Consider the following 21,555-nt stretch of genomic DNA (forward strand, 5'->3'; position numbering starts at 1 on the left):
CCCTCTTTTTAGATCCATCGATAAGATTCGTAAATATGAAAAATCCAACGAAATCCCAGATATTAAGATAAATCTCCCGATTTCTTTTAGAAATTCAATCTTCCACAAGTTTCCCAAAAATTTCAAAAGCCGACCTTAAATAGTAAGAGAAAGTCCGGAAAAAGGGGACATACTCAATAAAAGTAAAATGGAGAAGTTTTCCCGAAACAAAGTACATTTTTCGTAGTCGATTTTAACTCAATTGTATCACTCAGAATAATCCTCTAAGCCCACTTATACTAAGAAAAGAACTGCCACATTTCATTACTCGTATTGTGACCGCACATGAAAGAAATATACCACATAACAATAGTTATATGAAACTTGAATAAAGATTTCCTCTTTATAACGAACGCTATAAGATTCGAGGCGAATCGACAAAAAGCCAGGAGAAAATTATGGGCTCGATGAAAAGAATATCACTAGCTCTTCTTCTTTTCTTCTTTGCATGCCAGGGAAGTAAAAAGAACGATATCAACGGTTTTCTGGGGATTGTGATCGCGCAAGCGTTAAGCAATCATTGCGCGCAAGCCACGTATAGGAGCGAGGTGAATAGATATGAAGTTACTCTCACCGGAGTTCCGAATGCGGGCTGCAATCAAGCGAACCTAGAAGGAAACACTCATACGGAATATGCCGCTAAAGAAAGAGCGGACTACGTAAGAGCCAAGGCGATCACGGATGCAATAGGATCAGGAACCGGGGAAGCATGCGAAAGAACATCCGCGTTATTCGCAACTTGGATACAAGCCATCGACGATCAGAATTGGAATGCTCTACCTGATGTGAATTCGCCCGACGAGTTCGCAGCAAGAATGACAAACACTAGATTCTATCCGGTCACAAGTTTCCTTACGGAAAGCCAAACATTTCTGACCAACGGTTTGGGTGCAGGTGATCCGTCTGTAGGAGATGCTTGGGTGGTTTTACATGCACCGTTAGGCTTCGGAGGTCCGGTAAAAGCGACGGCGTATAGCCAAACACAAGTGGATGCTTCAACGGTGGCTGATCTGGGCCTGTACCAAAACGGAGATCTGACCGCTCATCTATTAGCGATCGGCAATGCTTTTAGTCCGCTCGTAGGAGGCGGAGTGGAAAATCCATGCGTCCAAGCGGTCCATGCTTTGATCCAACAAAAATATGCAGGAGCATTCGCGGCAGTCAGAAGAAATTCCGAAACAGGAAACTTGTTCACCGTTAGTGCCGCTTACCAAGATCCAAACGTTTTTGATACAAGCTTAAGTCTGAATCCTTTTATGTATCTTAGCTATTGTGAATATGGTACGGATGCGGAAGCGACTCATTTATGCGCTACCTTAAACGATAGATTCGCTGAATAAGTCACTCGGACTTAAATTTGATCTTGCGATGAGTTCCATCGCAATACGGTTTATTGGAAGAACCACCACAACGACAAAGGTACGTTTCGGTGGTTCTATTTGTTACTTTTCCGGTCCCGGAACAAATTTCTAAATTCCCGCTCGCCTTCAAAGGACCGTTTTTAGTGGGTTCTATTTTTAGAATTCCATTACGAATCGGTAGAGATTGAGATTCTTGGACAGGCGGTTCTCCAGTTGCCGTAAATCCGATACTCACATGAGTCGCATCGCAAAAAGGTTTATGGGTAGAAGCTCCACATCTACAAAGTGTGAGTCTAAATTGTTTCTCCACACCTTCTAACTCGATGTCCGCATGGATCGCAAGAGGGCCATTTTCTCTCACTCTCAAAACATTTACGAACGGAGCAGCTTCTTTAAAAGAAGGATCATTCGATTCGAAACGGATCGCACCAGAAGGACAATTCAAAGCTAAAGATTTAATCTCTTCCACACTTGCTTTGTCAGGATAGATCCATTCTCCTTCCACATTCGGAACGAATACATCCGGTCTACTCAACACACAGTTTCTGGAATGAATACACTTCTTTCCGTCGAAAAGAATGGTAGCTTCTTTTCCTTTTACGATTTCCATGTCATTGCTCCCGACACCAAGTATGCACGATTTTTAAGAACAATGCAACAGAATCATTTAGGAACATACCTGGATAAAAAGGTAGAATTCGCCTTATTCCATTGCGCAATCAAAGTGGACCTTTGCTTGTTTAATGTCTGGTTGGTCTTATTGAACTTATCCGCCAATTGATTGGTCTCGGCTACAAGTTTATTGTATTGATCCACATCTTCTTGGGTTTTATCCTTGGCACTTTTCAAATCGAACGCTTTTTTGTATTTTTCGAATTGTTCTTTTTTTAGTAAAAACTCGGTTAAAACAGGAAATTGTTCGGACGCCTCCGTTTTATAAAAAATTAAGGCATTTTTGCAAGCGACAAGTAAGCTGGAATCTCCCTCATACGCAGGAATTTTTTCCAATTCGGAAAGACCTTCTTCTGCATATTTCTCGAGAGTTGAACGGTTCTGCTCTATACCGTTTAGATCGTTCTTATTAAGAGCATCCAATAGATACATTTCCTGTTTGTAACTTTTGAAATCGACCAAGTAGACTACTCCTTGGTAATTCAAAACTTCCGACGCCTTTTTCAATTTAATGCTAGTAGGGTCCTGTTGTTCTATGAGTTTAATATTATTATTAGAGGCGAATTCTTTTTCTTTTTCTTTCAGCTCATCGCCTATCTCTTTCAGTTTTTCGTTGGCCTTTTTTTTGGCCAACATATAGGCCTCCATCGCGTCGTAAGATTCCTCTGCAACTTCCTGTAAGTTGACTAGTTTTCCGTAATCCTCTCTTAGAATAGTGTACATGGTATTCAGATATTTTAGTACAGAATTTTTATAGTCGGAATTTCCATCGTATGGAACGGCTTGATTCGCATTTAAGATCGCTTTTTCGACGGAAACGATGATCGCTCGTCTTTTGTTTTCTACCAAAGAGGGATTTTTACTATGAGCGATTGCCTGCACATAAGCTAAGGTTTCTTTTCCGATCTGCTCACTCGGGCCGGTGAGTTCGTTCATATGTTTTAAAGCGGACGCGGAGTCTTTAGCGAAAATTTTTCCAGTGAGAATAAAACCGAAGATTATGAATAGAATGAATGTTTTTTTAAGTGATTGTTTCATTTTTGACCTTTCCTTACGTATGTTTGCATATAGTCCTGCATAATTTTATATGCTTCGTCTATGTATAGATCCTCTTCCAATCTTGTTTTTCTTTCCGAATTGATCTCTTTCGTATAAGAATCCATCTTTTCCAGACTTTGATCGAAAGAATGAGTATCTACGGTAAAACTATTCGATTTCCTCCTGGTTGCGGCCTGATACTCCTCGTAAAATTTTGCTAATTCCGAAAATTCTTCAAAAAAATCCCCACTATCCAAAGAGATGAGATCCATAGATTTTATTTTTTTGCGAAGTTTAGAAGAAAGTGAACCTATCTTGGAAAAATTCGGATCGTCGTCGACTCGATCCTCACTATCGTCTTTGATATCCGAAAGGCCCAGATCGGGGAATTTTTTATAAGTTATTTCTTTATAGATCTGTTCCGTTCGGATCGCTTCCGGCACGTCCTTTTCCCTTCCGGACAGATCGGAAAGATCAGGCAAAGGAATATCGGGAATGACTCCCTTTTGCTGGTGGCTCATTCCCTGGACACCAAAATACAAATGAGTGGTCAATTTTAGAAAATCAGAATTTCCTTTCCTATTCTCTTCTAGAGGGAGAAGGATTTGAGAAGTTGCCTTTCCATAACTCGGACTTCCGATCACCAAAGCCCGATTGTAATTTTGTAATGCAGAAGCTAAAAATTCGGAAGCGGAAGCGCTTTGCCCGTTCAGCAAAACGAGCATAGGCCCGTCATATATAGTCCCCCGATTCGTATCCTTTATTATGATCAATTCTCCATTTGATGATTTTTGCACGAATAAAGGCCCTTGATCTACGAAAATCCCAGCAAGATCTATCGCTTCTTCCAAAGAACCTCCTCCATTATTTCTCAGATCCAGAATCAGCCCTTTAATATTATCTCTTTTTAATTTAAGGATCTCTTTTGCAATATCCTGAGCACAACCTCCCCCCTCCGTTTCCCATTCCGTATAAAAAGCCGGTAAATACAAATAACCTATTTTGTGTTTACCGTTCAAAATGTAACTGGAAATGGAATTTTCTTCCAGACCCATTTTTTCTTGGATCAGGTGAACATTTAAGACTTGTCCGTCATTCTTTCTGACTTTAAATACTGCCTTTTTAGTCTTAATCCCGGAAAGTATGGATTCCATTTCTCCAGGAGAAAAATCGGAGGTAACAACCGTTCTATTCTTATCATCAGGAAATCGAACTTCTAAGATCCTATCCCCCCGGTTCATTTTTTCGGACCTCCAAGCTGGACTTCCCGGGATTAATCTTTCTATCTTTGTGTCGCCAAAAAAGCTACGATTAAAAACGATCCCAAAAGAATATCCTTTTGAAGAAAGAGAAGATTCAAACCTTTGTTTTTCGGATGCCGAAAAAAAAGTGCTATGAGGATCAAATTTTTCTAATATAGAATTTAAGAATATAGATTCCAAATAAGGCTCAAAACCGTCAGGATGCTCCAGAATATTTTTGATCCTTTCTTTCTCCCTTTGGATGACTTCCTTTCTAAGTATTTTTTCCGAGGCAAGCAAACCGTTTTGAAAGTCCTCCTTTTTGGAAAAAGGTTCCGAGTAAAATTTAGAAGATAAAACCTTGTATCTAAGATAACTTACCCATCTATCCTTCCAATCCTCCTTATTTTTAGGAAATACCGTTTTTCTTTGGGGATAAAATTCGAATTCTCCTTTCGTAACGAGAGGGGAATTCGATTTTTCTAATTCATTTAGGTAATCCTCAGTGGCCTTAAGACGCTCTTTAAAGAGATTTAATGAATTTGAGAAGAAGGAGGAAATTTGGCCTACTTCTTCCGACTCCAATCGAAAGGACCTTCTTCCCAATAGATCCAGATCTTCTTTGAGAAAATAAAATCCCTGCGGATCCAGACTCATCCAAAAGGAACGTTTGACTTCCTCTGATAAACTGGGTTGGATCCTGGATCTTGCCAAATAGTGATGCTCTGCCACTATGGAAAGGACCTTTTTGACCTTTTTTTCCGTGTTTGAACCCTGGCCGGTCTGCGCGGGAGCGGAGATAGAAAAGAGAAGAAGTATAAGTAAGACTTCCTTCTTACGTAAATATGAAAGTTTGGAAAAGTACACTGAAATACGTATCTCTATCGGAGCAAAAAATTCGATCAATCCATTTACAGGTCCACTCTTTCCAAAAACGGATCAGGAATGCTTGCAATCTTTTCTATTAGAAAGTATTGTATGGAAAAAGGACCTAGGAATATCTAATATGAGTAAAGGTTACCATTCCCGCTCTCCGGAAGAATTCCAGGATTTCCTGCGCAAAAGTAGGGATGCAGGCAAATCCAAAAACCGTTCCAAGTTAATCCTTTTTTTTGACGTTATACTATTACTGTTTATTTTCTCCGTAGTAGCCAAACTTTTAAATCCTTTGGCTTTTAGCGGACAAACCGAGTCCAAGGAAATTTCTTCCGGTTTTGTGAGTTATCGTCTTTCCTCCAGTAAGGAAAATTCTAAGGAATTTCCGATCTTCTTCCTTTTTTTGAAGAACAAAGGAACGGAACGTCTATCTTTTCCGAACGAGGGAACCAGGATCCGGGTTTTTATAAAAAGCGGAGATCTGAATTGTTTGGAAGATTCTTGGACCTTAGCATCTAAAACTTTGGAACCTGGTAGTACGAATTTTTTCCGATACGAAATTTCTTCCGAACGTTTCTCCGCTCTTCCTCCGGAATGCAGAACTCACGAAAAGTCCATGTGGAATAATATTAGCGGCGCCTTCCAAGGGGTAAAAAAAAGGTCCTTTCATGCGGAAATTCTACGAAAAAACGAAAACATTTCTTTAGAAATCCCTAATTTTTGAGATATCATGAACGAAGAGATCCAAACATTAAACAAGATAGTCGCCATCGTTGACGAAAAAGCTTCCTTATTCAAAAAAGATTGGAGTCATATGCCTAAGATTAGGGCTGTAACCGAGAAAAAGTTGATCTTGGATTTGATAGAGAATGCTCTTCAATTAGCAAAGAATATCCGTCCAACTCCCACGGATCTTTTGGGAGATTTGCAAAAATTAAAGGCAGAATTTTCTAGACTTCCACTTTGATGATATCGATGTTGGAATTCCAACAAAAGTAAGATCTAAAATTTTGTTGTATAAATTTGAATTGTATGATACAGGAGCAAGGGCTCTCCCACGGGCCCTCCTCCACCACCCGAACCTGGGCGGGGGCGATCTCCGTACCCAAGTTGGATCTCCTACATCGAAGCGACACGATTATACTTTTAACAGTAATGTTTTGTGACCTTCTTCCATTTTTTTTCCGTATCTTCCAGATAATCTTGGATCTCCGAGTAGGATCTTTTTCCATCTAGATAATCCAGAAGGAACCGGTCTCCTACCAAAAGTTGGATCGCCGGTAGATCGGATCTGAATTCATAAGGGCCTTGTAGGAATTCAAACTGATTCGGATAGAATTCTCTCAATATGCGAATAAGCGATAATCCGAATAGCAAGCTATGGAATTTTTTAGGTTTATCTAATAAGATCTGGTAACCTCCGCAAACTTTTCCCGCATGTTTATGGAAAGTCGGAATAAACTTTAAAGGTCGAAGTCGAAAGATCCCTTTTTGTTTTTCTTGCAGTTTTTCCAATAATGATCCGTCCAGATCGTCGATATATGGTGCACCGAATGTTTCGAATGGCCGAGTTGTCCCTCTCCCTTCCGATAGATTGGTTCCTTCTAAAAGACAAAGCCCAGTATAAACGTAACAAGTTGTTTGGGCGGGAATATTAGGAGAAGGCGGGACCCATAAGAACTCGGAACTCTTTTTTGGATACAGATCCAATCGATACAGTTCTAGATCCAGTTGGAATGTATCTTTATAATATTCTAGAAGGCCCGCGGCAGAGAGGCCATGTCGGTGTAATGTGCCTTCTACGCCGACGAATGATGAAAATTTTTTTTCTAAGGGAGTCCCTTCTATTTTGGGGCCTGCGGGATTTTTTGCATTCGATATTAAAATGCGAGGTCTTGGTTTTCCTTTTTTGGCGAGTCGATCCGCCGCCTGCATCGCGTACAATGCCGAGGTCAAAAACGTATAATAACGAGCGCCTACATCTCGGATGTCTACGATCAATGTGTCCAGATCGGATAGGGCATCTTCGGTAGGAATAAGAGTTTCCTCGTTATCTCCGTACAAATTTAATACTTCCGTTTCTCCCATATTATAAATAAGCCCGCTTCCGGAGACCTGGTCTTGCAGCTCTGCAAAAAGTCCATGTTCGGGTAAAAAGAGTTTTTTGAGTCCGTACTCTTTCTGAATAATCCGGAAATGATAGTCGCCTTTCCAACCGTATGCGCTTTGGTTGGTGAGCATTCCGATGGATTTGGCATCGGAGAGAATTTTGTTTTTTTTCATTTTCTAAAGAGGTTTTTTCCGGGAATCTATAGGAGTCAAGCAGGACTATCTAGCGCCTTAGTCTTGGAAATCTTTTGCCTTATCCGCAAGGTCCTTTTTAGAGATTCCTTTAAAAAAGAGTTTCCATTCTTAGGGAAGGATAGTTTTCTTCTTAATTTGCCCAACAGCAATCGTATGGCATTAGATACAAGCGTACCAAATCAAAAAGTAACAATAAAAGCCGGGACGGTTTTATTTCCGGAAGGAAGCGCCGCGAATTCTCTCAACGTATTGCATAGCGGAGCCTTGCGTTATTTGGTAGAAGCTCCCGGTTCCAGAAAACTGGAGTTATTCAAAATTTCAGGAGCGAATTTGACTCCTGGTGCCTCTGCACTTTTCGGCAGCGGACGTTATCCGTTTACTATTGTTGCGGAACAAGACTGTGTGCTCTCTACGTATGTTATGTCCCAGTCTACTGTTGGTCGTTCTCTCGCAGCCAGAAGTTCCTTGGGCATCATGGTGGGTCGTTCCCTTTTGAGAGAGATCACCGAGTCTTTCAAAAGAGTGAACCAACTCAGAAAGATCGCTTCCGACATGGGAAAGACGAACGATAATCTTTCTCTTCTGTATTATCAATTCAACCCGAGTGTTTTTCCGGATATCAAACCCGGACAACCGATCGCGGATCCAAGTTCCGACATTGTGGATCCGGTACTCCGACTAACTCGGGAAAATTTAAAACATTATTTCGATAATGGTGGAATTCTACCGGAGAGACCGACTGCAAATTATGTAGAAGAAGATCATTCTCAGCTTTTGGTCAAATATTATCCGGAAGAAATAGAATTCCAAGACGGGGAATTTAATTTTGTCCGTAAGATCATCTTAGCGGACCCGAATCTTCTGGCACAATTATTCGCTCCCGACCCGACTATGGTTTCCTATGTTTGCGACAAACTCGGAAGGGTGCAGAACAATATTACGGAAAACGCGAGAAACATATTAGAAGAATTAGATGAAAATTTCTCTCTTCTATTAGGCGGAGTAGAAAGCCTTACTGAAAAATATTTCCTAATCTTGGATATGGCGGCGAACGGTTATGCAACCGCTCCTCCCGAGTTTGTGGTCCCGATCTTACAGGTTGTTTCCCAAAAAATAGAAAGGGCTCTTGCAGGTCATCAGGCACTTTTCGGTTCTGCGGTCCCAACCCCTTCTCCTAATATTAAACCGTTTTTAGAAAAGACAATCGGTCTTGCTAAAAAATTCGAAACATCTAATCCGACTGCAAAAGCGGCCTCGAACGGGGGTGGAGTTTCCGTCGATGGTTCCGCAGATGCGACTGCAATTCGAAAAGAATTGGCAAATTCCGCATCCACGATCATCCAATTCTCAGGTATGGGTGGAGATGCTATCAAAGAGTTTTCCGCGATGATGGTAAAACTCAAGTCCTTAAAGAATCCATTGGATTCCGACAACGATACTCGTAAATTAAGAAGGTCCATTACAAAAACTTACTTCGATATTTACGCTGCATGCTTCCAAAAGTATATCAACTCAGGGAAGAATGTCCCAAAACCGGTAGACCTGATGTTGAAATACGGTTTCTTCGACGAAACTTTACTAGATGATTCGCAGTTGGTATTCATGTCCACGTTCAAGGACGCGATCACCTCCGCTTCGGATATTCCGATCCATTACGGAACGGAATGGTTGGAAAAAATTTATAAAAGAGAATGCCCAACTTCCCTGGACGAACTCGGTCAGAATTTCTTCGACAAAGTCAAGATGGACAACCGAAATGCGGTTTTCAAAAAAGAATCCGATCTTCCCCCGGATATAGATAATCCGGAAGCCAGATTAAAGTTCGAGTTCGGTGCAATGTATGAGGCGAACGTTAGACTCACCACCGGTTCCTTGGCGACTTATTTGCCGATCCTCACAAAGTATCACTCTCAAATCCCTCTAGGCAAAGCGTACGTGACTAAAAAAATGCTGACGGATACGATCCACGATATTATGGCTGTGGACTTCTCCGTATTCAATAGAGAGGTGATCTATAATAATCCGGAAATGGGGATCAATAAGGAGTTCGTTCAAAGGGCGATCGTTCCGGATTTTGTGATCGTTCCTTCGATCGGCAGCAAGATCATGATGTGGCAGGAACTTTCCATTCACAGAGGTTCCGGTTCCAAAGAAAGTAGAGGTAGGATCGTTCTCCCTATTTTTGTCCAAGGTGATCTAAAGTCCCTTTTAATCGATGCGTTTGCAGCATTCCGATGGGAGCTTTGTAAAACGATCTTAGGACCTGAATGGAATAACGTAGGAAATCCATCCATCACTGCAGACTATATGGACTATGTTCAGTTCTACAAGAAGAACAAAGACCTTTCCATAGAGATCAAAGAAAAGTTAGCTGCCGAATTCAAACGTTTCCGAAACGAAAGAGATATTTTTGCAAACGATTACCAACTTTGGATCAAGTACGAAGCGGAAGGTGTGCAACGGTTGAACCGAGTGGTCCGCGGGATTTTTTATCGACATATTCCGTTTGCAAGAACGATCCGGGAGAAGGTCTCCAAAATGCCTGCCTTCGGAGAGATCAATAATAGGTTCGTGAATATTCGGACCCGAAAGTTTACCGAGCTGGAAAACAGATATAAAAAATATATCAATGCTTTGGGTAGTCTTCCGGATCCGCTTCGCGAAAATTTGGAATTCTATCGAGTTTAATGGGGCGACTCTTCGCTTCGCGAAGATCGCGCTGCTTCGATTTCGCTAACGCTCATCCCGGGCTTTGCCCGGGACTAAAGATCTACGCATCGCTGTCGCTTCTGAACTCCAAGATACAACTCTCAATACCGTGTTGGAGTTCAGACACTTCATTTGGACCTCTTGTAGGAACTCCTACATACGATAATTCTGTCTAAACTCCGGTTTGTAGGAGCTCCTACAACTTAATCGAAATCTGTTTTCTATCTTACGAGACTAAAACTGATTTATTTTCTTTGAGTAACTCAGTCACGTCCTGAAGCGCTTCTCCGATCAGATCTTTTGCGGACGAATTTACTTCTTTCAAATAACCTTCTCGAATAGAAACGTCGAAAGAAGCCAAAGCATCCGCCATCGGTTTTGGAATTCCAGCTCCGATTAAGGCCTTCGAAAGGTCTTCCGCAGAAATGTCCACGTAGGAAACGGGTTTGTTCACTAGATCCGAAGTGAATTTTGCAAGTTCCGAATACGTCCAAGCCTTAGGTCCGCCGATTTCTAAAATTTTATTTCCGGAATCGGAGGAAAGTAAAGCAGCGGCTGCCGCCTTCGCACAATCCTTCCTGGATATATAGGCACAGGCCCCATTTCCACCCGAACCGTAAATGGAACCGCTTGCAACTGCATGTTGTAATTTTGGGATCAAATAATCAGAATACATATTGTTCCGAAGAATTGTGTATGCGATTCCGCTTTGTTTGATCTTCTCTTCGGTTCCCTCGTGCTCGAATGCAAAAGTGACCGGGATTTCGTCGGCTTTTGCCAGAGAAGTATAAAGAATTCGTTTTGCTCCGACTTTTACTGCGGCATCGACCGCATTACTATGTTCTTCTATCCTATTTCCGATATTGTCCGTGCTAATGATCAGGATCCGATCCGCGCCTTGGAATGCGGAAACAAGACTTGTCGGATCGTCAAAGCTTGCCTTTCTTACAGTTACCCCTTTTTTTGCAAAGTCCGCTAAACTTTCCGGCTTACGCGTTGTAGCAATGATCTTGCTATGACCTTTTTTTAATAATTCCTCTAGGATAATTCTTCCCAGATGGCCGGAAGCTCCGGTCACTAATACTGATTCTGAAGTAATACTCATTTGGATCCTTAAACCTGATTCGGTCTCGAGTTAGATTTAATTTGTTAGACTACTTGAAACAATAAAAGTTACAAGTAAATTTTAAGCTTCCTGAGCTATGTGTGAGATTGTTCCTCTTTTTTAGTTCGCACAGAGGGCACCGAGATCGCAGAGTTCTTTTCGCTGCGGCCAAATTCAGAGTGTTAATTTTAGCAAGGCTTTCGATTCAGATGAATGGTTTTGATTATAACTCTTCTCTCGTTTGGCCTTTGGCCACCGACTCGCTAAAGCCGTCGGTGCCTCGCTCCCTTTGGGTCGCTGCGGCAGGGATACGAAGGGCTTTAGTCCAGGCAAAGCCTGGATGAGCGTGAGCGAACCCGAAGTAGCCCGGTCCGAGCTTTGCTCGGAGCCGCCCCGTTACGTTTGCAGGAACTCCTACAAGCGCACTTAAAAGGAGGTTAAACTTCTTCCAATAGATAAGGACGAGTGTATTCTCTTACGATCTCCACCACGAAACGTCCCCAAGACTTAGGATCTTCTTGGGAAATTTCTACCTGGCGGACTTTCGGGAAATATGCCTGAGGTTTAAATGCAGTATGAGTGAGTTCCATGGCTCTTAGATAATTATCTACTCGTTTGACCCGTACGAAGTTCAGCAATTCACCCTGGATCTTATCTTGCGGGATGTAACCGATGATGATCAACCTGGGAAATAACGACTTTTTAAGAAGATTGATGAAATCTCCGAAACTATCCACACGATCTATAAATCCCTCATAAGCTCCACCGCCCAAGTTCATGATCTGGGTTACGATATCCATGGTGAAGGAAACACCTTCCGCGGAGGTCATGTCGGAGATGATTACGATACCTTCGTCAGGTTGGAACGTTTTGAATTCGCTGGTTGGTTTAAAATGACGTCTAAGTAACTTTGCAGTGGAGATATCTATCTCCGCCGCTTTTGGAACTAAAACTTTTCCAGCGGAATCGGAGATTGGTTCTCTAGTAATCAGGTATCTTTTTTTGGCTGCGTTCTGGTTCATCACCCGGAAGGCTTTCACCTTCTCTTCCAGCTCGTCCAGAGTACAATACCCTATTTTTAAAACGTTTTCTCTCGCGCGTTTTTTGAGATCTATGTCTTCCATACGAGTTTTTGGTGGCCCGGAGGAACCAGCTTAAACGAGGTTCCGAATTTCGCGAGAATTTACCGGGGATCCGGGGAGAGTATATAAAAAAAAACCAAGTCTGAAAAGCCCTCTTTTGGCTATGCAAAAAAACCGCTTGTCCCCGGAATGTGCGCTCCTTGAATGGGGAGGAATGGTCATTCTCCCCATTTTAACTCGCTCAAAAGCCGGAATAAAGATTCAGTTTTGGAAGGGAATCCTCCTTCTATCCTGCCTAACCATGGTTTCCTGCTTTTCGGTGGAATTTATCCAGGAAGGAAACCCGGGAGAGACAACACTTGTATCCCATAAAGCGGGATGGGAGCAGATTGAGATCCTGAAACATCCCCCAAAACGTAGGAATTACAAAACATACGGAAGACTGATCGTTCGGAACTTCGGGGACGGTCGGATAGAAAAATTCTATTACGAAAAGATTAAAAAAGAACTTTTTGACAGAGGTATGGACGGAATGTATCTCGCAAATGTAGGAATGGTCCCCATTCCCCCCACAATTTTTCAAACCGGCTCCGCGGAAGGGTATACTACTAATATGGCGGAGATCTCAAAGGATGCAAAAGTTTTGGAAGGGGTCGCATTCCGTTACAGAGAAAGGGAAGAAGAATGACGGCGAGACGTTTGGACAGCGAGATAAAGGTTTTGCCTAACGGAGATTGGATCTTCCGCGAGGCCAAGATAGAACAAAAAGACGTACTCGAGTATTTCCGCAAGAATCTAAAGGAGGCGGAAGACGGGATCTACATTGACAATCAGTACGGAGAATTTTCCGAAAACGGATATTTGGAATTATTCGGTTATCCGTTAAATCTGATCCGGATCTGGGAAAAGGACGGAGAATTATTTTTTTTAAGCGATTCCGGAGAAGAATTACCACTCTCATCTTTGCAGATCGCAGCGGATTCCGAAGGAGAATTATTCGCCAAGAAAAAGGATCATCTTTTTCTAAAGTATAAGATTGCGAGAAATGTTTCTTCCACTTTAAGCGAATATTTGATCGAATCTGATCAAGGGCTCAAATTAGCCTGGAAAGGTAAGGAAATTCCCATTTTAGAAACAAACGAAGACCCGAAGGTATCTCTTCCTCCTGAATTTCAAAATTTGTAGGTTTTGTTTCGCACTGAGAACACAGAGCTCACTGAGCTTTGTAAAATCATAATTCTTCTTAGTTTAGTGTTTTTTTGGAATGAAACAATCTGCATAAGAATTCACACACTAAGCCGCAAAGTCCTTAACCAACCCTCCGTGTTCTTTGTGAACTCGGTGCGAATATAAAAAATAGGTTCATTTCCGGGATAATACCAGTCTTCCCAAAACTTTCCCGGAAGATAGATCGTTCAAAGCCGAATCCGCATCTTTTAAATCCCGGACCTGTACCGGAACAGGACGGATCTTTTTCTCGGATACAAGTTGTAGTAGTTCTTTCAGCTCTCTCGGAGAACCCGTATAACTTCCACAAACCGTTAAACTTCTGAGAGAAAGGATCGGGGTCGGGATCTTTAACTCTCCACCAAAAAGCCCGACCCCGATCAAGGTCCCATTCTTTTTCAAAAGTGAAAATCCTAAGGAAGAAGTGGCGCTATTATTCACAAAATCGATGACTGCGGAAACTCCCAGGGAGCCTGAGATCTTCTTTATCTCGGTCGCAGCATCTGGATGAGAAGAAGAAACCGTATAAAATCCGAGCTCTTTTAGTTTTTCCAAACGGGACTCTTCTAGATCCAAAAAGATCACCTTTGTATCCGTAAGAAAAGGAATCAATTGAGAAGCGAACATTCCAAGGCCGCCCGCTCCAATGATCACCAAAGTATCCGTTTTTTTAAGCGGCAGTGCCTTCTTCAAAGCGCCATAAGCTGTGAGTCCTGCACACGCATAAGAACAAGCGTATTCGGGAGAAAGATCGTAAATATCTAAAAGCCATCTTTCATCCGGGACCAAAATCCGATCCGAATAACCTCCGTCTTGATAAATCCCCAAGGATCTAGGAGCGGAGCAAAGTTGCGGATTTCCGGATTCACATTCTTCGCAAGTCCCACAACCGATCCAAGGATAAACTAACTTGATCTCTCCAACGGAAACGGAAGTGACTTTAGGTCCTTTTTTTAAAACTCGGCCGACAACTTCATGACCTGGAGTTAGGGGAAGTTTAACCCCTCTGTCCTTTACGAATAGTTTTTCTTCTCCGCCTATTTTATAGTATCCGTCTCGTAAGTGAAGGTCCGAATGACAGACTCCGCAAGAGATCACTTCCAATAATACCTCGGTATCTTGCGGCTCCGGATCTTGTTTTTCTTCCCATTGTAAAGAAGAACCGAATTCCACCAATCTAACACTTTTCATTTTTTTAAAGTAACGCCTCTTTTCGTCTGAAAACACGATCCATTTCTGCAGAAATCATTCTCAAACCTTCTTCCGGAGCCTTGAGAAGATTCACCTTCGTAAAAAATCCATGAGTATATCCTTTAAATTCTTTGAACAATACGGATACGCCGGCTTCTGTTAGTTTTTCTGCATATAGTTTTCCATCATCTCTAAGAGGATCGATATCAGCTATAAATACAATCGCGGGAGGAAGATCCTTCCAATCTTTTTGAAATAAAGGAGAAGCTTTCGGATCCGATCTAGTATTCGGATCAGGAAGATATTGAGCGATAAACCATTCCATATCTTTTTTTGTAAGACCGGGGCCGAACTCGAATTCCTTATAAGAATCAGTATTACAGATCGTTTCGGTAACAGGATAGATCAGGATTTGCAGATCGATTTTCGGACCGAACAGTTCTTTGGCTCGCATAATGGTAGAAGCAGCCAAATTCCCACCCGCACTATCGCCTGCCACCACCAAGGGAAGATCTTTCCAAATATTTTCCTTTTGATTTGATATCCATTCCAAAGAAGTATAAGCATCTTCCAGTGGTAGAGGAAACGGGAACTCTGGAGCCAATCTATAATCTACAAGTGAAACGATACTGGAAGTGATTTCAGCAAGTTTGCGTGCGAATGGATCGAAATCTTTTAATCTTCCGACCACCCATCCGCCTCCGTGGAAGTAGAGAATTTTGGATTTAGGTTCCGTTCTTGGGATATAATTTTTTATGAATACGCTTCCGTCCTTAGAAGGAATGGAGAAATCCAGGATCTCCTTCACGAGCGGACCTTCCCCCAAAAGTTCTCCGATTGCGGAATAACCTTCCCTTCTTTCCTGGACGCTTCCCTGAGTAAAGCCCGTAAGCCCTTTTGAGGAAATTAGGTTTGCATATTCCAACATCTCCGGAGCAAATTCCATTCTTTTCTCCTTTTCGAACGAGTAAGAAGGAAAAGTATATTAGAAATCCGACGATTTGTCGTTCCAGATTATAGATCGGGATGCAATTAAATGGATTTAGAAGGAGGAACGATCCGCTTCCATATAATAATGGTTGGGAACTAACCCCTTAGGCCCGGAAAAATTCCTGGCTTCCACGATCTCGAAACCTAATTTTTTATACAGACCTTGTGCATTGGGATTCTCTTGGGAAACATCGAGAGAAATTTTTTCGTAACCTGGGTATACTGAAACGGCAAACCTTATCAGCTTCTCCGCTATTCCTTGTCTTCTTTCTTTCCCCGGAACCGCTATATGTCCCAGATATAATCTTCCAGATTTAGGCGGTTGGATCATTCCCTCCATACTCAATCCGCGGATGGCAACCTTAGGCGCTCTGAGTTTGTAGATCCGGAAAATATTTCCTGCAGTCGCAGCATTTTGAAAGAAGAAGTTCTCGGAACGGAAAATAACGATACTTCCGACAATCTCTCCGTTCTTTTCTGCCACATAGTGATTCTTATGGCTGAACGTATTTTTTGTCCCTTGGAAAGATTTGGTCAAAAAGTCCTGAGAGGAAATTTTTCCCTCATTAAACACGTAATCCCAGGCTGCCGGACCGGAACTATAGATCAAAGGAACGGTGGCCGCCACGTCTTCCGGCTTGGCAGGGCGAATTGTAATTAGAGAATTTTCCATCGGTAAGGGATAAAATAGAAACCGGTAAATCGGATGAAAAGATAAATTTTGGGGTTCGCAGGGAGAACACAGAGATCACCGAGGGTAAATCACAACTCTGTGTTCTCCGTGATCTCTGTGCGAAATAAGCTTCTCGCGTTAGATAGCCGAATTTAACTCTTCTCTCAGGCGTTTTGCCTCTTCAAAATCGGGTTTCATTACGATTGCCTTATGCAGATATTGTAGGGATCTTTCGGGACGATTCCAGATCTTGTAAAGAGTTGCTAGGTTAAAAAGCGAAATATGAGGTGCGTCGTTTAAAGTACAACGAAGCGATTTTTTCAGCCAGAAAACGGATTCTCTTTCTCTTCCCATACGAAGCAGAAGGATACCTATCTCATTGCAAGGATTCCCATATTCGGGATTCACTTCTACCGAACGGTAGAAATAATACAGACCTTTTTTCCAGTTGTTTCTTTGGTTTTCGATCAGACCTAGAAAAAAATAGGTCTCATGATTTTCGGAATCTTCCAAAGAGGATTTTAGTAGGAATTCCGCACGATCCAAATCGCCGGTTCTATAAAAAAATTTAGATGCTTCGAGTTTGTCTTCAGGCGTCAGGTTTTCCAATTATCTACCCGTTTTATTTTTATTTTCGGACGCCTCTTGAAATAGCTTAATTCCGTTTTCCGTGTAGGACTTCCTTCTTTACGTTTTCCCGAAGAAACTTGGAGATACTCTGAGCATCCAGACCGTACTCCGCGAAAATTTCCTTCCTCTCTCCGTGGTGGATAGTCTCGGGGGGAAATGCGAAAGTTTTGATAAAACGTCCCAGATATTCCGGAGAGATCCGGTTCAACAAGTATCCGGAGGCCCCACCGTCTATGTAACTCTCATCCAGAATTGCAAAATGTCGAACATGGGAAAGTTCCTCGTCCAAAGCCTCTTTTCCAAGAGGTCTTAGCCAAACCAGATCGATCAATGTGACCGAATACCCTTCTTGTTCCAAGAGATTTGTCGCCTTCTTGGCTTCTTCCAACATGGAACCGATGGAGAGAATAGCGATATCTGTTCCTCTTTGCAGCACTCTAAAACTTCCGGGTTTTAGATCCTTCTCCACGTTAAAATTTAAATTGGAAAGTTCCACACTTGCTTTAGGGAATCGGATCGCGATCGGAGACTTATCGTAATGCTCCATATAACGAAGTGAATCCACCAAATCCTGTCCGGAAGAAGGTACAAACACATCCATATTCGGTAAGGATAGAAGATAACTTAGATCGAATAATCCTTGGTGAGTTTCTCCATCCGGCCCAACACAACCTGCTCGATCGATCACAAAACGGACGGGTAGGTTCATAAGAGAAACATCCTCCACCAGTTGGTCCATTCCTCTGGTCAAAAAGGTGGAATAAATACACATATAAGGGATCACATCCCCGTTCGTCATTGCCCCTGCAAAAGCAACAGAGTGTTGTTCCGCAATCCCCACATCATACACATGGTCCGGGAATTTGGAAACGTATTCCCCCAGTCCGGAACCTTCTATCATTGCCGGAGTAATTGCCGCAATACGCGGATTTTTTTCCGTCATATCCGAAAGCACCTTACCCACGATCTTAGAGTAAGAAATTTTCGAGGAATCGCCCGAATCCATGGCCCCGTCTTCCTTGCGGAACGGAGTGACCCCATGGTATTTGATCGGATCCTTTTCCGCCGGGACATACCCTTTCCCTTTTTGGGTGATCGTATGGAAAAGAACAGGACCTTTCATAGTCTTGATCTTTCCGAGCATTTTCACCAGACGGATCACATCATGACCGTCTTCCGGTCCTATATAGATAAAACCTAAATCCTCAAATAGACCGCCCGGGGTGAAAACGTCTTTAAACCCTTTTTCAACCCTTCTGAAAAAACTTTCCATCGCGGGTCCTACTATAGGAAGCCATTTTAGGAAAGTATAAAATATCCTTTTCCAATTCAGATAAAAATGAGAGCTGATGATATTATTCAGATAATTGGAGATGGACCCTACATTCTTGGAGATGGACATATAATTGTCGTTCAAGATCACAAGCAGGTCTTTTTTAAGATGTCCCGCATGATTCATCGCTTCCAAAGCCATTCCTGTTGCGATGGATGCGTCCCCGATAATAGCTGCGACAGCGTAATCTTTTCCGGTCAGATCTCGAGCAACCGCTTCTCCGAGCGCTTGAGAAATAGAAGTGCCGGCATGTCCCGTATTGTATAGATCGTAAACCGATTCTTCCCTTTTAGGGAATCCGGAAAGTCCTTTAAATTTTCTGACGGTGGAAAGTTTTTCCTTTCTGCCGGTCAGGATCTTATGAGGGTATGTTTGGTGTCCTACATCCCAGATCAATCTGTCTTTTGGAGTTTCAAAAACGTAATGTAAAGCGACGGTGAGTTCCACCACTCCCAAGTTACTTGCGAAATGCCCTCCGATCCCGGAGAGAGTATCGATGATATAATTTCGGATCTCGGAACAGAGTTTAGGCAGTTCCTCCAGAGGTAATTTTCTGAGATCCGCCGGAAGGCGGATCCCGTTCAATAACGAATCTTCCTGTTGCATGTATTCCGTCTTTTTTAACGGTCATCAGGACTGCTCTACCGAATGCAAAGGTCTCCTCAGAAGTTTTAAGTCTTCTTCGTTCACTAAGTCGATCAGTTCATAGATCCGGACAGGTTTGGTTTTACCTTTTACCTTGACTAGATCCAGTTCTCTGGCAATAACGCGGTCCTTGACCTTTTCGTATGTATATTCCGAAATAATAATATTTGTGGCATATTCCTTGTTGGATCCTTCCAGACGAGATCCCAAGTTAATGGTATCTCCCATACAAGTATAGTCCATCCGGTGGGAACTTCCCATATTCCCCACGACAGCAGGACCGGAATTTAATCCGATACCGATGTCCATAACGGGAAGATCCCTAGCTTTCCATTCTTCCTTCAGGACCGCGAGTCTTCTCATTTGTGCAATGGAAGCAGCGCAGGCATAGTAAGCATGGTCTTCGAGGGGAACCGGAGCCCCCCAGAAAGCCATGATCGCATCCCCCATGTATTTATCAATCGTTCCCTTAAACTCGATAATGATCTCGGTCATTTCCGAAAGGTATTGGTTCAGGAATTGAACCAGTTCCTCCGGACCCATTTTTTCGGACATGGTCGTAAATCCGCGGATATCCGAGAAGAAAATGGTGATGTCTTTCTTAGATCCTCCCAAGTTCAGATTTTCAGGATTCTTAAGAAGTTCGTCCACAACGTCTTTGGAGACGAATTTGGAGAATGTGGTGCGGATATATTTTACGTTTTCTTCTTCCGTTAAGATCTTATACACGATGATCCCCACGAATATAAAGAACTGCTCAATTACCACGGATGGGAATACATGAACTATATTGAATTCGGAGAAATCGTATAATGTGATGACGCTGTATAGAAGTGCGATCCCTATAATGAACAAAAATCCCCAAGAGGTTTTCATCCTAGGCAAGATAAGTCCCACAACGAACGCCATCGAGAAGAAGATCAGGAAATTCCCAGCAAGAGGCATGTCCCAGAGAAAGTCCTGGTTCAGGATGGTATTGATCGCGTGAGCGTGGTGTTCGATCCCGGACATATCTCCGAAAGGAGACAAGTGGGTATCTTTTGCGGCCCCTCTTCCTGTAGCGTAGAACATCGCCACTAGGAAGATATTATTGTTTACCTGAGTAGCGGTTTCGTTATCCCAACCTTCCGATACTTCGAAGAATTCGGTAGTATTATAAGAATATAATCCTCCCGGGAAGTTGATCTCCATCTGCCCATACTCGTCGATCGGGATAGTGATCTCACGAGTTTCATTCGGCTTTGCCATAATATCTTCCGTGACCATTTTTAAGGTCTTACGGTCGAAATAGCTGATATTCTTTTGGGGAATATTTTTGATCTTCACATATTCGCCCATAACCACTTCTACATCTTTTTGCACGTCGACGCCGTAATAATTACAAGCGATAACGAGATCGATAGAAGGATAATATTCGTCTTGTCTTCCCGGCCCCGAACCCAGGATCTTGGCGACGATCGGCATTTTACGGTTCAGACCCGATTCGTCTTTTTTAATATTCGCAAAACCTAAACCGGAGGATTTTTCCGCAATTGGTTCGATCGGAGATTGTGGGAATTTTAACCAGGAAAGTCCCGTTTGCTCGTCCTTTACATTTTCTAATTTGAATTTGCGTAGGATCTCCGTCCTTTTTTCCAAATTGATGATCGTGCTCTTGGATTCCAAGCTGGTCTCCATAGGATAGTCGAACATAACTCTTGGATTTCCGGAAAGAGCCTTTGCCATTTCATCCGTCTGTCCCGGTTTATAGTCCAGGAAGAAAACGTCGAACATGAGATGGTTGGTAGAAGAAGCGAATTTATCTATTATCTTTGCGTAATATTTCCAAGGTAGAGGCCATACGCCACCTAGTTGATCCAAGGTTTTGGTAGTGATCCCTATGATATTGATGTCCCTTCTCGCTTTTTCAGGGGGTTTTAATTGGATCTGTTCCAAATCTCCCTTGTCCGACTCCTTCTCCACTCTTGCGTCCGTTTGGTTACGAAGAACGTTAAATCTCCAAGAGATGGAATTTTCTTCCAACTCGGAGACAGGAGTAAATGCTACGTATAGATCGAACCAAACTAAGGAAACGAGGATCGCTAACCAAAGACTTCCGATTAACTGAGGATTCTTCGCAACCTTAGTAATCGTCTTATAGAAGAAGTAAGAAGAAGAAAATAAAAAAAGTGCGCCTAATAGCAGAAGTTGAAGTGAATACTCAGCTTCGGAAAAAAACGCGTAATAAAAATGTGCCAGAATACCGAGGGCTGTAGTAACCCCGAAAATAATATCCAGTACGGTAAATTTCTGGGCTGGTTTGGACTCGCTCATTCTTTCCTCCGATCCGGAAGATTCTCTCTACCAGGACGGTTTCGTCAATTTTCTTCCCAGATTTGGAAAGAAAATATCGACTAGGAGGATGAAATCTTAGAGGTGTTTCTCACATAGATCTGAGGA

The 21,555-nt window shown here is 42.4% G+C and carries 18 protein-coding genes; 6 read left to right on the forward strand and 12 right to left on the reverse strand.

Features of this window, described 5'->3' with window-relative positions; all coding sequences use genetic code 11:
- Positions 1–446: 446 nt before the first annotated feature.
- Entirely contained in the window at positions 447–1,379 is a 933-nt protein-coding gene (locus tag AB3N61_RS11250) for a hypothetical protein (protein WP_367897605.1), read from the forward strand.
- A 1-nt stretch (position 1,380) separates the two neighbouring features.
- Here the strand turns inward: AB3N61_RS11250 and AB3N61_RS11255 are convergent, their stop codons facing one another.
- From AB3N61_RS11255 to AB3N61_RS11265, 3 genes are read right to left on the reverse strand one after another with little or no spacing between them, the layout of a single operon-like run.
- Positions 1,381–2,010, reverse strand: a complete 630-nt coding sequence (locus AB3N61_RS11255) for a CDGSH iron-sulfur domain-containing protein (protein ID WP_367897606.1) — start codon at positions 2,008–2,010, stop codon at positions 1,381–1,383.
- Positions 2,011–2,063: 53 nt separating this feature from the next.
- Positions 2,064–3,110, reverse strand: a complete 1,047-nt coding sequence (locus AB3N61_RS11260; protein WP_020770847.1) for an LIC11966 family surface protein — start codon at positions 3,108–3,110, stop codon at positions 2,064–2,066.
- On the reverse strand, positions 3,107–5,257 hold the full coding sequence (locus tag AB3N61_RS11265; protein WP_367897607.1) for a carboxy terminal-processing peptidase: 2,151 nt from the start codon (positions 5,255–5,257) through the stop codon (positions 3,107–3,109). Before AB3N61_RS11265 ends, AB3N61_RS11260 begins: the two co-directional genes overlap by 4 nt.
- A 43-nt stretch (positions 5,258–5,300) precedes the next feature.
- On the opposite strand from AB3N61_RS11265, the gene AB3N61_RS11270 reads away from it, so the two are divergent.
- Positions 5,301–5,951: a hypothetical protein gene (locus tag AB3N61_RS11270; protein ID WP_367897608.1), complete on the forward strand. Its 651-nt coding sequence runs from the start codon at positions 5,301–5,303 to the stop codon at positions 5,949–5,951.
- Positions 5,952–5,957: 6 nt separating this feature from the next.
- Positions 5,958–6,194, forward strand: a complete 237-nt coding sequence (locus tag AB3N61_RS11275; protein ID WP_020770642.1) for a hypothetical protein — start codon at positions 5,958–5,960, stop codon at positions 6,192–6,194.
- A 179-nt stretch (positions 6,195–6,373) separates the two neighbouring features.
- Here AB3N61_RS11275 and AB3N61_RS11280 read toward each other — a convergent pair whose 3' ends face one another.
- Positions 6,374–7,510, reverse strand: a complete 1,137-nt coding sequence (locus tag AB3N61_RS11280; RefSeq protein ID WP_367897609.1) for a DUF1343 domain-containing protein — start codon at positions 7,508–7,510, stop codon at positions 6,374–6,376.
- A 174-nt stretch (positions 7,511–7,684) separates the two neighbouring features.
- On the opposite strand from AB3N61_RS11280, the gene AB3N61_RS11285 reads away from it, so the two are divergent.
- A complete protein-coding gene (locus AB3N61_RS11285; RefSeq protein WP_020770789.1) occupies positions 7,685–10,219 on the forward strand; it encodes a Crp/Fnr family transcriptional regulator in 2,535 nt (844 codons plus the stop codon).
- Between the two features lie 247 nt (positions 10,220–10,466).
- Here AB3N61_RS11285 and AB3N61_RS11290 read toward each other — a convergent pair whose 3' ends face one another.
- The gene (locus tag AB3N61_RS11290) at positions 10,467–11,345 is read right to left on the reverse strand and encodes an SDR family oxidoreductase (protein WP_367897610.1); all 879 of its coding nucleotides are present in this window, start codon (positions 11,343–11,345) and stop codon (positions 10,467–10,469) included.
- Between the two features lie 437 nt (positions 11,346–11,782).
- Positions 11,783–12,469 (reverse strand): hypothetical protein, encoded by a 687-nt coding sequence (locus AB3N61_RS11295; protein ID WP_020770770.1) that lies wholly within the window; start codon positions 12,467–12,469, stop codon positions 11,783–11,785.
- A gap of 277 nt (positions 12,470–12,746) precedes the next feature.
- Here AB3N61_RS11295 and AB3N61_RS11300 point away from each other — a divergent pair, with 277 nt between their 5' ends.
- A complete protein-coding gene (locus AB3N61_RS11300; protein ID WP_367897611.1) occupies positions 12,747–13,115 on the forward strand; it encodes a hypothetical protein in 369 nt (122 codons plus the stop codon).
- On the forward strand, positions 13,112–13,612 hold the full coding sequence (locus AB3N61_RS11305) for a hypothetical protein (RefSeq protein ID WP_367897612.1): 501 nt from the start codon (positions 13,112–13,114) through the stop codon (positions 13,610–13,612). Before AB3N61_RS11300 ends, AB3N61_RS11305 begins: the two co-directional genes overlap by 4 nt.
- A gap of 177 nt (positions 13,613–13,789) precedes the next feature.
- Here AB3N61_RS11305 and AB3N61_RS11310 read toward each other — a convergent pair whose 3' ends face one another.
- The 6 genes from AB3N61_RS11310 to AB3N61_RS11335 all read right to left on the reverse strand — a co-directional run bounded on the left by AB3N61_RS11310 (position 13,790) and on the right by AB3N61_RS11335 (position 21,429).
- Positions 13,790–14,845 carry an alcohol dehydrogenase gene (locus tag AB3N61_RS11310; RefSeq protein WP_367897613.1) on the reverse strand — a complete coding sequence of 352 codons (1,056 nt, stop codon included), beginning with the start codon at positions 14,843–14,845 and terminating at the stop codon, positions 13,790–13,792.
- A 4-nt stretch (positions 14,846–14,849) separates the two neighbouring features.
- Positions 14,850–15,791, reverse strand: coding sequence for an alpha/beta hydrolase (locus AB3N61_RS11315; protein ID WP_367897614.1), 942 nt, complete (start codon positions 15,789–15,791; stop codon positions 14,850–14,852).
- A 96-nt stretch (positions 15,792–15,887) separates the two neighbouring features.
- Positions 15,888–16,508 carry a GNAT family N-acetyltransferase gene (locus AB3N61_RS11320; protein WP_367897615.1) on the reverse strand — a complete coding sequence of 207 codons (621 nt, stop codon included), beginning with the start codon at positions 16,506–16,508 and terminating at the stop codon, positions 15,888–15,890.
- A 138-nt stretch (positions 16,509–16,646) separates the two neighbouring features.
- Complete coding sequence (locus AB3N61_RS11325; protein WP_020770601.1) at positions 16,647–17,117, reverse strand: tetratricopeptide repeat protein; 471 nt, start codon at positions 17,115–17,117, stop codon at positions 16,647–16,649.
- 46 nt (positions 17,118–17,163) lie between these two features.
- Positions 17,164–19,077 carry a 1-deoxy-D-xylulose-5-phosphate synthase gene (dxs, locus tag AB3N61_RS11330; RefSeq protein ID WP_367897616.1) on the reverse strand — a complete coding sequence of 638 codons (1,914 nt, stop codon included), beginning with the start codon at positions 19,075–19,077 and terminating at the stop codon, positions 17,164–17,166.
- A gap of 24 nt (positions 19,078–19,101) precedes the next feature.
- Complete coding sequence (locus AB3N61_RS11335; protein ID WP_367897617.1) at positions 19,102–21,429, reverse strand: CHASE2 domain-containing protein; 2,328 nt, start codon at positions 21,427–21,429, stop codon at positions 19,102–19,104.
- Positions 21,430–21,555: the final 126 nt, after the last annotated feature.

This window comes from Leptospira sp. WS58.C1 (genome assembly GCF_040833995.1).
GTDB lineage: Bacteria > Spirochaetota > Leptospiria > Leptospirales > Leptospiraceae > Leptospira_B > Leptospira_B cinconiae.

Bases quoted from the DNA above. Each gene is read 5' to 3' on its own strand.
- AB3N61_RS11335 (WP_367897617.1), bottom strand. From the start codon at position 21,429: ATGAGCGAGTCCAAACCAGCCCAGAAATTTACCGTACTGGATATTATT.
- AB3N61_RS11290 (WP_367897610.1), bottom strand. From the start codon at position 11,345: ATGAGTATTACTTCAGAATCAGTATTAGTGACCGGAGCTTCCGGCCAT.
- dxs (WP_367897616.1), bottom strand. From the start codon at position 19,077: ATGCAACAGGAAGATTCGTTATTGAACGGGATCCGCCTTCCGGCGGAT.
- AB3N61_RS11250 (WP_367897605.1), top strand. From the start codon at position 447: ATGAAAAGAATATCACTAGCTCTTCTTCTTTTCTTCTTTGCATGCCAG.
- AB3N61_RS11305 (WP_367897612.1), top strand. From the start codon at position 13,112: ATGACGGCGAGACGTTTGGACAGCGAGATAAAGGTTTTGCCTAACGGA.
- AB3N61_RS11315 (WP_367897614.1), bottom strand. From the start codon at position 15,791: ATGGAATTTGCTCCGGAGATGTTGGAATATGCAAACCTAATTTCCTCA.
- AB3N61_RS11285 (WP_020770789.1), top strand. From the start codon at position 7,685: ATGGCATTAGATACAAGCGTACCAAATCAAAAAGTAACAATAAAAGCC.
- AB3N61_RS11255 (WP_367897606.1), bottom strand. From the start codon at position 2,010: ATGGAAATCGTAAAAGGAAAAGAAGCTACCATTCTTTTCGACGGAAAG.
- AB3N61_RS11275 (WP_020770642.1), top strand. From the start codon at position 5,958: ATGAACGAAGAGATCCAAACATTAAACAAGATAGTCGCCATCGTTGAC.
- AB3N61_RS11260 (WP_020770847.1), bottom strand. From the start codon at position 3,110: ATGAAACAATCACTTAAAAAAACATTCATTCTATTCATAATCTTCGGT.
- AB3N61_RS11280 (WP_367897609.1), bottom strand. From the start codon at position 7,510: ATGAAAAAAAACAAAATTCTCTCCGATGCCAAATCCATCGGAATGCTC.
- AB3N61_RS11295 (WP_020770770.1), bottom strand. From the start codon at position 12,469: ATGGAAGACATAGATCTCAAAAAACGCGCGAGAGAAAACGTTTTAAAA.
- AB3N61_RS11320 (WP_367897615.1), bottom strand. From the start codon at position 16,508: ATGGAAAATTCTCTAATTACAATTCGCCCTGCCAAGCCGGAAGACGTG.
- AB3N61_RS11310 (WP_367897613.1), bottom strand. From the start codon at position 14,845: ATGAAAAGTGTTAGATTGGTGGAATTCGGTTCTTCTTTACAATGGGAA.